The 12,431-nt window shown below is 54.8% G+C and carries 12 protein-coding genes; 7 read left to right on the top strand and 5 right to left on the bottom strand.

The window, feature by feature from the left end; all coding sequences use genetic code 11:
• Nucleotides 1-172 precede the first annotated feature (172 nt).
• From ppiB to purK, 4 genes are all read left to right on the top strand, one after another.
• Nucleotides 173-667, top strand: coding sequence for a peptidylprolyl isomerase B (gene ppiB / locus ABVN44_RS05160; protein WP_000255991.1), 495 nt, complete (start codon nt 173-175; stop codon nt 665-667).
• A gap of 2 nt (nt 668-669) precedes the next feature.
• The gene (lpxH, locus tag ABVN44_RS05155) at nt 670-1,392 is read left to right on the top strand and encodes a UDP-2,3-diacylglucosamine diphosphatase (RefSeq protein ID WP_000212284.1); all 723 of its coding nucleotides are present in this window, start codon (nt 670-672) and stop codon (nt 1,390-1,392) included.
• Between the two features lie 117 nt (nt 1,393-1,509).
• The gene (gene purE, locus ABVN44_RS05150; RefSeq protein WP_000098736.1) at nt 1,510-2,019 is read left to right on the top strand and encodes a 5-(carboxyamino)imidazole ribonucleotide mutase; all 510 of its coding nucleotides are present in this window, start codon (nt 1,510-1,512) and stop codon (nt 2,017-2,019) included.
• The gene (purK, locus tag ABVN44_RS05145; RefSeq protein WP_000815601.1) at nt 2,016-3,083 is read left to right on the top strand and encodes a 5-(carboxyamino)imidazole ribonucleotide synthase; all 1,068 of its coding nucleotides are present in this window, start codon (nt 2,016-2,018) and stop codon (nt 3,081-3,083) included. The genes purE and purK overlap by 4 nt, the downstream gene beginning before the upstream one ends.
• A 40-nt stretch (nt 3,084-3,123) precedes the next feature.
• On the opposite strand, the gene ABVN44_RS05140 is transcribed toward purK, so the two are convergent.
• The 4 genes from ABVN44_RS05140 to ABVN44_RS05125 are packed head-to-tail and all read right to left on the bottom strand — an operon-like array spanning nt 3,124 to nt 7,775.
• The gene (locus ABVN44_RS05140) at nt 3,124-4,017 is read right to left on the bottom strand and encodes a carbamate kinase (RefSeq protein WP_000855343.1); all 894 of its coding nucleotides are present in this window, start codon (nt 4,015-4,017) and stop codon (nt 3,124-3,126) included.
• A 3-nt stretch (nt 4,018-4,020) separates the two neighbouring features.
• Nucleotides 4,021-4,830, bottom strand: coding sequence for a DUF2877 domain-containing protein (locus ABVN44_RS05135; protein WP_017465363.1), 810 nt, complete (start codon nt 4,828-4,830; stop codon nt 4,021-4,023).
• A gap of 11 nt (nt 4,831-4,841) precedes the next feature.
• On the bottom strand, nt 4,842-6,101 hold the full coding sequence (locus ABVN44_RS05130; protein WP_000495330.1) for a DUF1116 domain-containing protein: 1,260 nt from the start codon (nt 6,099-6,101) through the stop codon (nt 4,842-4,844).
• Nucleotides 6,102-6,110: 9 nt separating this feature from the next.
• Entirely contained in the window at nt 6,111-7,775 is a 1,665-nt protein-coding gene (locus ABVN44_RS05125; protein ID WP_023231611.1) for an acyl-CoA synthetase FdrA, read from the bottom strand.
• A gap of 315 nt (nt 7,776-8,090) precedes the next feature.
• Between ABVN44_RS05125 and allD the strand changes: the two genes are divergently transcribed.
• From allD to allE, 3 genes are read left to right on the top strand one after another with little or no spacing between them, the layout of a single operon-like run.
• Nucleotides 8,091-9,140: an ureidoglycolate dehydrogenase gene (gene allD, locus ABVN44_RS05120; protein ID WP_000703943.1), complete on the top strand. Its 1,050-nt coding sequence runs from the start codon at nt 8,091-8,093 to the stop codon at nt 9,138-9,140.
• A 21-nt stretch (nt 9,141-9,161) separates the two neighbouring features.
• The gene (gene allC / locus ABVN44_RS05115; protein WP_000589769.1) at nt 9,162-10,397 is read left to right on the top strand and encodes an allantoate deiminase; all 1,236 of its coding nucleotides are present in this window, start codon (nt 9,162-9,164) and stop codon (nt 10,395-10,397) included.
• A 10-nt stretch (nt 10,398-10,407) separates the two neighbouring features.
• Nucleotides 10,408-11,193: a (S)-ureidoglycine aminohydrolase gene (gene allE, locus ABVN44_RS05110; RefSeq protein WP_000540981.1), complete on the top strand. Its 786-nt coding sequence runs from the start codon at nt 10,408-10,410 to the stop codon at nt 11,191-11,193.
• 79 nt (nt 11,194-11,272) lie between these two features.
• Here allE and glxK read toward each other — a convergent pair whose 3' ends face one another.
• Nucleotides 11,273-12,421 carry a glycerate 3-kinase gene (gene glxK, locus ABVN44_RS05105; RefSeq protein WP_000706331.1) on the bottom strand — a complete coding sequence of 383 codons (1,149 nt, stop codon included), beginning with the start codon at nt 12,419-12,421 and terminating at the stop codon, nt 11,273-11,275.
• Nucleotides 12,422-12,431 lie beyond the last annotated feature (10 nt).

The raw sequence follows: 12,431 nt of genomic DNA, 5'->3' as shown, positions 1-12,431 counted from the left end.
CGAAGATTCCGTATAGACGTGTGTGGGTAATAATCTCCGTATGATACATATTATTCGTAATCGAAGCAGCACACTTTGCAAGGTGATCGCAGCTTACGGTTATGCTATAACAAGCCCCTATATGTGCCCCATTGCGGGCTAAAGCACCACTCTCTTGGAACAGGATGCAAAAATGGTTACTTTCCACACTAATCACGGCGATATCGTAATCAAAACCTTTGATGATAAAGCGCCTGAAACAGTTAAAAACTTCCTGGACTACTGCCGCGAAGGTTTTTACAACAACACCATTTTCCACCGTGTGATTAACGGTTTTATGATTCAGGGCGGCGGCTTTGAGCCGGGCATGAAACAGAAAGCCACCAAAGAGGCGATCAAAAACGAAGCCAACAATGGTCTGAAAAATACCCGTGGTACGCTGGCAATGGCGCGTACTCAGGCGCCACACTCGGCTACCGCGCAATTCTTCATCAACGTGGCAGACAACGACTTCCTGAACTTCTCCGGCGAAAGTCTGCAGGGCTGGGGCTACTGCGTCTTTGCGGAAGTCGTAGAAGGTATGGACGTGGTAGATAAAATCAAAGGCGTCGCCACTGGCCGTAGCGGTATGCACCAGGACGTACCAAAAGAAGACGTCATCATTGAAAACGTGACCGTCAGCGAGTAATCGTGGCGACACTGTTTATTGCAGACTTGCATCTGCAAACGGAAGAACCGGCGATCGTCGCCGGTTTTCTGCGTTTTTTAGCCGTAGAAGCCCGTCAGGCCGACGCGCTGTATATTCTTGGCGATCTCTTCGAAGCCTGGATTGGCGACGACGACCCCAACCCGCTACATCGTGAAATGGCCGTTGCCATTAAATCGCTGGTTGATTCCGGCGTCCCCTGCTTCTTTATTCATGGTAATCGCGACTTCCTGATTGGCAAACGCTTTGCCCGCGAAAGCGGCATGATTCTACTGCCGCAGGAAAAGGTGCTCGACCTGTATGGCCGCAACGTGTTGATTATGCACGGTGATACGCTTTGTACCGATGATGCCGGATATCAGGCGTTTCGCGCCAAAGTCCATAATCCGTGGGTGCAACGACTGTTCCTTACCCTGCCGCTGTTTATCCGCCGCCGTATCGCCGCCAGAATGCGCGCCGGCAGTAAAGCCGCCAATAGCAGCAAATCGCTGGATATTATGGACGTCAATGCGCAGACCGTCGTCGCCGAAATGGAAAAACACCGCGTACAGTGGCTGATTCACGGTCATACCCACCGCCCGGCGGTGCATGAACTTTCCGCCAACGACCAGCCCGCGTTCCGCGTGGTGTTAGGCGCATGGCATCATGAAGGTTCAATGGTAAAAGTCACGCCGGACAACGTTGAGTTAATCGCCTTCCCCCTGTAAATGTTCGTCGAATCGTCCGTTACGGCGCACACGCAACCGTTTTCCTTGCCTGATTATCATGCTATTCTTTGACACCTCAAAAGCAGCGTGTCCCGCACCACAGGAGTTTTAAGACGCATGTCTTCCCGCAATAATCCGGCGCGTGTCGCCATCGTGATGGGGTCCAAAAGCGACTGGGCTACCATGCAATTCGCCGCCGAAATTTTTGAAATTCTGGATGTCCCGCACCATGTAGAAGTGGTTTCCGCTCATCGCACCCCCGATAAACTGTTCAGCTTCGCCGAAACGGCGGAAGAGAACGGATATCAAGTGATTATTGCCGGCGCGGGCGGCGCGGCGCACCTGCCGGGAATGATTGCGGCAAAAACGCTGGTCCCGGTACTCGGCGTGCCGGTACAAAGCGCTGCGCTAAGCGGCGTGGATAGCCTCTACTCCATCGTGCAGATGCCGCGCGGCATTCCGGTGGGTACGCTGGCGATCGGTAAAGCCGGTGCCGCTAACGCCGCCCTGCTCGCCGCGCAGATTCTGGCGCAACACGACGCGGAACTGCATCAGCGCATTGCCGACTGGCGCAAAGCGCAAACCGATGAAGTTCTGGAAAATCCCGATCCGCGGGGGACGCTATGAAGCAAGTTTGCGTTCTCGGCAACGGGCAACTGGGCCGAATGCTGCGCCAGGCGGGCGAACCGCTGGGTATCGCCGTCTGGCCGGTTGGTCTGGATGCAGAGCCTACCGCCGTGCCGGTACAGCAGAGCGTCATTACCGCAGAGATTGAGCGCTGGCCGGAAACCGCGCTTACCCGCGAGCTGGCGCGCCACCCGGCATTCGTCAATCGCGATGTATTTCCGATCATCGCCGACCGTCTGACACAAAAACAGCTTTTCGATAAACTGGGACTCGCGACCGCGCCGTGGCAACTGCTGACCAGCGCTGACGAGTGGTCCGGCATCTTTGACCGTCTGGGCGAACTGGCGATTATTAAGCGTCGCGTTGGCGGCTACGATGGTCGCGGGCAGTGGCGTCTACGCGCGGACGAAACCGGGCAACTGCCGGATGACTGCTATGGCGAATGTATTGTTGAGCGCGGTATCCATTTTTCCGGCGAAGTGTCGTTAGTCGGCGCGCGCGCTCATGACGGTAGTACCGTGTTTTACCCGCTAACGCACAATTTGCATCAGGACGGCATCTTGCGGACCAGCGTCGCGTTCCCACAGGCGAACGCCGAACAGCAGGAGCAGGCGGAATCGATGCTGTCAGCAATTATGCAGGCGTTGAACTACGTCGGCGTAATGGCGATGGAATGTTTTATCACGCCGGAAGGCCTGTTAATCAATGAACTGGCGCCGCGCGTGCATAACAGCGGACACTGGACGCAAAATGGCGCCAGCATCAGTCAGTTTGAATTGCATTTGCGCGCGATTACCGGCCTGCCGTTGCCCGCGCCGGTGATTAACGCCCCGTCGGTGATGATCAATCTGATCGGCAGCGAGCTGAATTACGACTGGCTGAAGCTGCCGCTGGTACATCTGCACTGGTATGATAAAGCGGTACGTCCGGGGCGAAAAGTCGGCCATCTGAATCTGACCGACAGCGATACGTCACGTCTTAGCGCCACCCTGGAAGCGCTCTCTCCGCTCCTGCCGGGCGAATACGCCAGCGGCATTATCTGGGCGCAAAGTAAGCTTAAATAAACAGCGTGGGCGGCGCATTCTCTGTTGCCGCCCGTCGCGATCACAGACAGATGCAGGTTCCCGCCCTGCCCGCCAGGGTATCGTCAATACGCGACAGCGCGCCAATCCATGCTGGCTTTCCGCACCGCTTCACATACCCGCTTACCGCGGTCACCTTCGGTCCCATCGCGCCATCGGCTTTGGCAAACGGCGCCAGCTCATCGGGCGAAGCCTGACGAATAGCGCGCTGCTGCGGCGTTCCCCAATGTTCATACACCGCATCCGCATCCGTCAAAATGATCAGACCATCGGCCGCTATCTGCTCCGCCAGCAATGCCGCCGCCAGGTCTTTATCTATCACCGCCTCGACCCCTTCGCCCTCGCCAGCAACAGGTACCCCGCCACCGCCGCTGCAAATCACCACATGGCCCTCTTTTAGCAATAACTCAATAGCGGCGCTTTCGATAATCTGACGCGGCGCCGGGGAAGCGACGACACGGCGCAGATATTTTCCATCACGTTTCATATGCCAGCCATAAGTCGCTTCCAGCGCCATTTGCTCTTCTGGCGAATAAACGGGACCAATAAACTTTTCCGGTTCAAGAAAAGCAGGATCGTCCGCCGATACCTTTATTCGCGTTAATACTGTAGTCACCGGCGGCATGTCGGGTTCAAGCGCCAGACGCTGTGCCAGCATATAGCCGATCATGCCCTGACTTTCCGCTACCAGCACATCCAGCGGATAAGGCTCAACGGCTTTCCAGGCAAGGTTCTGTAAAGCCAACAGGCCGACCTGGGGGCCGTTGCCATGTACTATCGCCAGCCGATACGAGCGGGCAAGTCGCGCCAGCGCAGGCACCGCGTCGGCAATATTGCGATATTGATTCTCTGCCGTTAGCGCTTCTCCGCGCTGCAATAATGCGTTGCCGCCAAGAGCAACTACCAACGTTTTCATTCCCTATCCTTTTACTATTTGTTGTCCAAGCCAGAACCCCAGCAGCGTATCCGCGCCAGAGGTGTGCCCCAGCGCCAGCAGTCCGTCAATCGCCGTTTCTGTGCGAGCATCTCGTCGCAGCGCATGAATAAAGTGGAGTAAAGGCGACGCGAAATAACCCATAGCCGCATAGCGTAAATAGCTAACGCTCACGAGCGTCGTCGCCCGATCAAGGCTGCCGGATTGGGCAAAAAAATTACGCCCGGCGCGTTCATCTATGGCGCCAAAATACCAGGCCGCCAGCAACATTCCCGTCAGCGTGTCGTCATGACTGGGCGTTAAGCCCGGCCCTTTACCCAGCCATAGCCGCCAGTCAGTCGCAGCACCTGCAAGCGCCGACTGAAAGCAGTGACAAAACTGGCGAAGTTCCGGACATAGAGGCTGGGCTGCGGCGACGGTTAACGGCCCAAACAGTCCCGTCTCCTCACTACGCTGCATGTACGTCGCGTTAAGACGCGGCGACGCAAGATAGCGCGGAACCCGCAGCGAACAGCGCCTCTCCGGCTCGCATAAAAGAAACTCGCCAATCTGAATACCGGCAGCGGTTGACTGCGGTTTTTCGCCATCGGTGAGCACATCGCGCAATGCGTCAAAATCGCCGCCGCGCAGTATCCACCCTCCCGGACTGAAGCCGCTCCCCCGACGGTGAAGCGTTAATAACTCACCGCTTTTCGCCACAAAATTAATAGAGCGACGCCATACCCCTGACATCTGCCAGGGTTGCCGATAATCCGCCGATTGTCGGCTTGCCATAAGAGGATGGATACATTTCATGAGACGCTCTCTTAACTTACGCCCATGCTTTCCGCCAGCGCTTCCAGCGCCTGCTCGAAACAGGCCAGCGGCGCACGGACGGTTCCCGCGCCAATCTGGCCAATCCCCGCCTCTTTATGCGCGATACCCGTGTTAATCAGCGGCGTAATTCCGGTCTCGACCACGCGGCGGATATCCAGTCCCAGACAGGCCCCCTGAAAATCCCAGCCGGGGATTTGTAGCTGCATGTTGCGTTCGAGATAAATTTCAGCCATCTCTTCAGAAACAGATTTCGCCGCTTCCATTCCCCCGGCACCGACAAAACGCGTTACGCCAGGCGCGGCAATCATCGCAGCGCCGCCAATACCAAACGTTTCAGTAATGGCGCTGTCGCCCATGTCCGGGTTGGCCTGATCCTGCGAAAAACCGGTAAAAAATAGCCCCTGCGGCGTATTAACAGGCGCGGTGAACCAACGGTCGCCCAGACCGCTAACCCGAATGCCAAACATATCGCCATTGCGGGTCATCGCCGTCACAATACTGCCGGCGCGAATCTGCGCGCCCGCGTCCATGGCGGCTTTACAGTAGGCCATCGCCAGATTAAGGAAGAATTGATCGGTGACGCTCAGAAAATCCATCACTTCCGCTATCTGCTGCTTATCGTGTTCCAGACGGGCGATATGCGGCGCCAACGTGCGCATCAGCAATGCGGAAGAGGCGATATTGCGCTGGTGGAATTCATCTCCCATCGTAATGCCCTGCGCCATCATTGCGGTCAGGTCGAGGCCCCGCTCCAGACGTCCCAGCGCCGCGCTTAATACCGGCATCAGCACATCACGCATCCAGCGCAAACGTTGCTGAACATCCTCGCCATAGGCGCCGAAACGCATCACTTTGCCGATCCCTTCGTTGAGATTGCAGTACGCGCGATTGCCATCGGTGATATTTTCCACGACCAGCATCGGCATACTGGCTGAGGTAATACCGCCCATCGGCCCCACGGCGTTAACGTGATGGCAGGGAATAAAGTTGACCTTTCCCTGCTCTAACAGCGCGAGCGCGCTCATTTCATCTTTGGCCCATCCTTCAAACAGGCATGCGCCGATACAGGCGCCTTTCATCGGGCCGGTCATCTCTTGCCAGCGCATCGGCGGGCCGGCATGAAGAAGCGTTTTCCCCTGATTGAGCACGCTAATTAATGAAGAAGCTGGCTTCACATCCAGCCAGTGCGGACGTGCGCGACGAATTTGTTCGATGACTGCAGCGTTGGCTTGCGCCACTGATGTAAACATGGGAACCCCTTATTGCAAACGTTCTAACAGACGAGCCAGTTTTTTATTACCGCCAGCGACAGGCGCCCACTGGTAGTGCACCACGGGCATACCGGCAGCCTGTAAATCCAGCGCGAAGCTACGTAACCCGGCATTAATCACCGCTACCGCTTCCAGTAACCGGGGAGCTGATGGATGAGTGGAAGAGAGAGTGGGTCGAATCAGTTCCGCGGCCAACAGAGTGGCTTCGGGAAGAGAATCCACTACCGTGATGCCGACATCTTCGAGCGCGGCGATTTGTTGCGAGCGGCACTGAGGATCGCGTTCCGTTCCGGTGACGGTTGCGATGGCGAACAGCGGCTGATCGCTGGCGCGTGCGGCACATGCCTTCTGCCAGGCCTGAATCAGCGATGCGGCGGGATCGGCGGTCGCGCCAAAACCAATAACGACGTCCACTAATAACACGCGTACCTGCGGCTGCGTGCCAAGCCCGGCGATAAGCTGATTACGTAACGCCGGGTCGATCATCGGATGTGGTCGCCCAACGGTATAAAAGTCATCGCCCAGATCGATAATCTGGTGGCCGTCAGCGTCAAGCATCATGCCATGGTGATGTTCCGTATCCGCCGCGACGCCCAGATAGCCGGCCAGCAGTCCCGCCGCTTCCGCCGCCAGCGTTCCGCCGGTATAGAGACCACGAATCACGCCGCCTGTTGAAACCATTTCTTTACGCTGCGACGTCACGCGAGACAATAAACATGCCAGTCGGGCGGCTTCATCCAGCGTCGAGGCAAACCAGACGTTTTCCTCACGCGCAACGAGGGAGGAAAACCCTAAGAACAGCGCTACAACGGGTTTCCCGGTGGCTTTCATCGCCGCGATAATATGCTGACGAACCGCATCGGCAGGCGGTTTGGAGACAAAGGCCAGCACCTGGCTCTTTTCATCCGCGCTGAGTATGTCCAGTGCCGTTAGCGCGCTGATCCCGCCGACCTCGGCGCTCAAATCGCGTCCGCCAAGCCCGATGGCATGGGTAATCCCTTCCCCCGCCAGCGCAATCTGTGAACAGAGCTCCTGAATACCGGTGCCGGAAGCGCCAATCACCCCGATGTTGCCCTCTGGCATGACGTTAGCGAAAGCCAGCGGCGTATTGGCGATCATAGCGGTGCCGCAATCCGGCCCCATGACCAGCAGTCCTTTATCACGCGCCCGGCGTTTTAGTCTGATTTCATCGTCCAGCGTGACATTATCGGAGAAGATCATCACGTTCAACGAACGATCCAGCGCCTGCTCTGCCAGTTCCGCCGCATATTCGCCGGCCACCGATACCAGCGCCAGATTCGCCTCTGGCAGTTTCTGACAGGCGCTTTCCCAGCGTCTGACCTGGATTAACGACTGGCTGCCGCTGCTTCCCTGCGCCAACTGCTGCAATGCTTCTTCGAGCTGTTGCACAATCACCTGCGTAATGCCGTCATCTACCGCTTCGGTACGAATCGCCACGCAAATGTCATTGGGCGTAGCGCCATGAAAATCGTCATGCCAGAAACCGGTAGTTTCCAGCAGCGACTTATTCGCAGGCGTTCCCATCATTACCGATACATCATCAACATTTTCGGACTCACTCAGCTTTCGAGAAATAATCATTAAGCTGACAGAGTCCTGAAAACACCCTTTTTTAATAAAGGCGTGGATCATAACAACTCCTTAATAATTGCACCCATTGCAATTGCACGAGCAGTGTTAATGTGCGCTTCACGGTATATATCCGGGAGGGTAAATAGAGTGATTAACGTCACATCAAATTTATTAACAAAAGAATTCAAACAACGGCTAAAGGATTAGTTATGATTTTCTAAAAAAGCTTTTTATTTAAGCAAAAAGATAAAACCCGCCTGATTATCAAATAAATTCTAATTATATTTTTTTGCCTGTCTGGATCACATAATCATTTTATTTTCCCGGTATGTTAATCGCAGTCATGCTTCACACCGTCGTTAAAAAGGAAGACAGATGAAAATCAGTCGGGAAACACTCCATCAGCTTATCGAAAATAAGCTTTATAAAGCCGGACTAAAACGTGAGCACGCCGCTACCGTCGCCGACGTACTGGTTTATGCAGATGCCAGAGGTATTCACTCACATGGCGCCGTACGCGTTGAATATTATGCCGAACGAATTTCAAAAGGCGGCACCAACCGGGAGCCGACGTTCCGCATTGAGAATACCGGTCCCTGTACGGCGATACTGCATGCCGATAATGCTGCCGGACAGGTCGCAGCCAAAATGGGAATGGAGCATGCTATTGAAATAGCCAAAAAAAATGGCGTCGCGGTTGTCGGCATTAGCAGAATGGGCCATAGCGGCGCCATCTCTTATTTCGTCCGCCAGGCTGCTCGCGAAGGCCTGATCGGTCTGTCTATCTGTCAGTCCGATCCTATGGTCGTGCCGTTTGGCGGGGCGGATATTTACTATGGCACTAATCCGCTGGCCTTTGCCGCGCCGGGCGAAGGCGATGACATCATTACCTTCGATATGGCCACCACCGTGCAGGCCTGGGGAAAAGTCCTCGATGCACGGTCCCGCAATGAGTCCATTCCGGAGAGTTGGGCCGTTGATAAAAACGGCGCGCCGACACATGATCCTTTTGCCGTCAATGCGTTATTACCCGCCGCAGGCCCGAAAGGCTACGGCCTGATGATGATGATCGATATTCTGTCCGGTATTCTGCTGGGGCTGCCGTTTGGCCGCCAGGTCAGTTCGATGTATGAAGATTTACACGCCGGACGCAATTTAGGACAACTTCATCTGGTCATTAATCCGGCGTTCTTTTCTTCCTGTGAATTATTCCGCAAACATATTAGTCAGACCATGCAGGAACTCAATTCCGTGAAGCCCGCCCCCGGTTTTAAACAGGTTTATTATCCTGGACAGGATCAGGATATTAAACAGAAAAATGCCGATATGAATGGTATCGATATTGTTGATGATATTTATCAATATCTGATTTCCGATGCCCTCTATCTCAAGTCATACGAAACAAAAAATCCCTTTGCCCAATAATTATTGAAACAGGAATTTCCTATGATAAAGCATTTTCGCCACGCGATAGAAGAAACATTGCCCTGGCTCTCCTCCATTGGAGCCGATCCTACGGGTGGAATGACGCGTTTACTTTATTCGCCTGAGTGGCTGGAAACACAGCAGCAGTTTAAAAAGCGAATGGCAGAAAGCGGTCTGGAAACACGCTTTGATGACGTCGGAAATTTATATGGCCGCCTTTGCGGCACACAATTTCCGGAGCAGGTGATTTTAAGCGGTTCGCATATTGATACGGTCGTCAACGGCGGCAATCTGGACGGGCAATTTGGCGCGCTTGCCGCCTGGCTGGCGCTCGACTGGCTAAAAGCGACCTACGGCGCGCCGCTGCGCACCGTCGAGGTAGTATCAATGGCTGAGGAAGAAGGCAGCCGTTTCCCTTACGTTTTTTGGGGCAGCAAGAACATTTTTGGCCTGGCGAATCCTGAAGAGGTACGCCATATCCAGGACGCCAAAGGCACAGGCTTTGTCGACGCTATGCAGGCGTGCGGATTTACCCTTCCCGCCGCGCCGCTCGCTGCGCGAACCGATATCCGCGCCTTTGTTGAATTGCATATTGAGCAAGGCTGCGTTCTGGAGAGCAACGGACAGTCGATTGGCGTCGTCAACGCCATCGTCGGGCAACGTCGCTACACGGTGACGCTCAACGGCGAGTCCAACCATGCAGGCACAACGCCAATGGGCTATCGTCGCGATACGGTGCATGCCTTCAGTCGTATTTGCAGTCAGTCCATTGAAAAAGCCAAACAGCATGGCGATCCCCTGGTATTAACGTTCGGCAAAGTTGAGCCGCAGCCGAATACGGTCAATGTTGTCCCTGGAAAAACCACATTTACAATCGATTGCCGGCATACGGACGCCGCGGTACTTCGCGAATTTACCGAACAGTTGGAAAACGATATGCGCGCCATCTGCGATGAAATGGATATCAGCATCGATATCGATTTGTGGATGGACGAAGCGCCGGTGCCGATGAACGCCGAACTGGTCGCGGCCCTCACCAGGCTGTGTGAAACCGAACAACTGAACTATCGCATAATGCATAGCGGCGCAGGTCATGACGCGCAAATTTTCGCGCCGCGCGTCCCTACCTGTATGATTTTCGTCCCCAGCATTAATGGTATCAGCCATAACCCGGCGGAACGTACCAACATTAATGACCTTGCTGAAGGGGTCAAAACTCTGGCATTAATGCTGCATCAACTTGCCTGGCAAAAATAAGGAGCCATCAATGGGATATCTGAATAACGTCACGGGTTACCGCGATGATTTACTGGCGAACCGCGCCATTGTAAAACACGGTAACTATGCGCTCTTAACGCCGGACGGTCTGGTGAAAAATATTATTCCCGGCTTTGAAAACTGTGACGTCACCATCCTTTCGACGCCGAAGCTGGGTGCTTCTTTCGTCGATTATCTGGTCACCTTACATCAGAATGGCGGCAACCAGCAGGGCTTTGGCGGCGAGGGGATTGAAACTTTTCTCTATGTCATTGCGGGAAATATTGAAGCTAAAGCAGAAGGAAAAACATTCTCTTTAACCCAGGGCGGATACCTCTATTGTCCACCGGGCGAGATGATGACCTTTAGCAACGCTCAAACGGAAGACAGCCAGCTATTTTTATATAAACGCCGCTATACTCCTGTCGAGGGGCATGCCCCGTGGTTGGTTTCCGGCAATGCCAGCCAGCTGGAGCGTATTCATTATGAAGGCATGGAAGATGTTATTCTGCTGGATTTCCTGCCTAAAGAGCTGGGCTTCGATATGAATATGCATATTCTGTCGTTCGAACCGGGCGCCAGCCACGGCTATATTGAAACCCACGTCCAGGAACATGGCGCTTATATCCTTTCCGGCCAGGGGGTTTATAACCTCGACAACAACTGGGTGCCGGTGAAAAAAGGCGACTACATCTTCATGGGCGCTTATTCCCTGCAGGCCGGATACGGTGTAGGTCGTGGCGAAGCATTCAGCTACATCTACTCCAAAGACTGTAACCGCGACGTTATGATTTAACGGCGGGCAGCCCTCCTGATTATTTTTAATTTAGCTATGTTGGATTTTGCCACGGTGAGAACCGTGGCTTTTTTTATGCTTAACGAGTCCCGATGTCCTGGCCAAGTTTGATGACGCGGGCAATATTACAGGCGCTGTGGTAGAGATTTTGTTCACCGTTCGCCAGAACTTCCGGCAAAGGCGCCAGCCGCGGCAAAATACTGAATACGGCATCAATACCGTGGCGATGGACCACTTCCACGCCGTCGCCCAGTACGCCGGCAATGCCGATAACCGGGACATGATGCCGTTTCGCCACTGACGCGACGCCTATCGGCGCTTTTCCTCCCGCCGTTTGCGAGTCGATTCGCCCTTCTCCGGTAATCACCAGCGAGGCCTCTTTTACCGCCTCCTCCAGCTTCACCGCCTGCATAACAATCTCAATACCGGGCTTCATTTCCGCTTCCAGAAAGACGATAGCGGCAATCCCCATTCCTCCGGCCGCTCCACCGCCCGGTATTTGAGACATGTCGCGTCCGGTCAGGGCATGTAAAACACGGGCATAATTACGCAATCCATTTTCCAGCGTCTCGACCATTTCAGGCGTCGCCCCTTTCTGCGGACCGAATACCGCCGCCGCGCCGCGTGGCCCCACCAACGGGTTATCAACATCACAGGCGACTTCAATACGACACTCTGAAATTCGCGGATCGCACCCCTGCAGGTCAATGCTCGCCAGGCGCGATAAATTGCCCCCTCCGGCGCCAAGCGGCGTTCCCTGCGCGTCCAGAAAACGCACACCGAGCGCCTGCGCTACTCCCATTCCGCCATCCACCGTGGCGCTGCCGCCGATACCCAGAATAATATGGCGAATCCCCGCGTCCAGGGCGTGACGAATCAATTCGCCGGTGCCGAAACTGGATGCCAGCAGCGGATTACGCGCCTCTGGCGCCACCAGCATCAATCCGCTCGCCGCCGCCATTTCAATAATCGCCGTTTTGCCGTCGCCGGTCAGGCCATAAAATCCGTTTACTTTTTCCCCCATCGGCCCGCTAACGTCCACAGAAACCCGTTTCCCGCCGGTCGCAGCCACCATCGCGTCCACGGTTCCTTCTCCGCCATCGGCGATCGGTAAACAAACATAGCGCGCATCAGGAAATACGGTTGAAAATCCCGCTTTAATAGCCTGACAGCATTTATCAGCGCTTAAGCTCTCTTTAAATGAATCTGGCGCAATTACAATCTTCATCATGTCTCCT

The sequence above is a fragment of the Salmonella sp. SJTUF15570 genome (genome assembly GCF_043357055.1).
Taxonomy (GTDB): Bacteria; Pseudomonadota; Gammaproteobacteria; order Enterobacterales; family Enterobacteriaceae; genus Salmonella; species Salmonella enterica.
The sequence above is the reverse complement of the archived record's forward strand: the minus strand, read 5'-3'. Positions and strand labels throughout refer to the sequence as shown.

Coding starts and splice junctions, on each gene's coding strand:
- allC (WP_000589769.1), top strand. CDS start 9,162: ATGATAAAGCATTTTCGCCACGCGATAGAAGAAACATTGCCCTGGCTC.
- ABVN44_RS05125 (WP_023231611.1), bottom strand. CDS start 7,775: ATGATCCACGCCTTTATTAAAAAAGGGTGTTTTCAGGACTCTGTCAGC.
- ABVN44_RS05130 (WP_000495330.1), bottom strand. CDS start 6,101: ATGTTTACATCAGTGGCGCAAGCCAACGCTGCAGTCATCGAACAAATT.
- ABVN44_RS05135 (WP_017465363.1), bottom strand. CDS start 4,830: ATGAAATGTATCCATCCTCTTATGGCAAGCCGACAATCGGCGGATTAT.
- ppiB (WP_000255991.1), top strand. CDS start 173: ATGGTTACTTTCCACACTAATCACGGCGATATCGTAATCAAAACCTTT.
- purE (WP_000098736.1), top strand. CDS start 1,510: ATGTCTTCCCGCAATAATCCGGCGCGTGTCGCCATCGTGATGGGGTCC.
- purK (WP_000815601.1), top strand. CDS start 2,016: ATGAAGCAAGTTTGCGTTCTCGGCAACGGGCAACTGGGCCGAATGCTG.
- ABVN44_RS05140 (WP_000855343.1), bottom strand. CDS start 4,017: ATGAAAACGTTGGTAGTTGCTCTTGGCGGCAACGCATTATTGCAGCGC.
- allE (WP_000540981.1), top strand. CDS start 10,408: ATGGGATATCTGAATAACGTCACGGGTTACCGCGATGATTTACTGGCG.
- glxK (WP_000706331.1), bottom strand. CDS start 12,421: ATGAAGATTGTAATTGCGCCAGATTCATTTAAAGAGAGCTTAAGCGCT.
- allD (WP_000703943.1), top strand. CDS start 8,091: ATGAAAATCAGTCGGGAAACACTCCATCAGCTTATCGAAAATAAGCTT.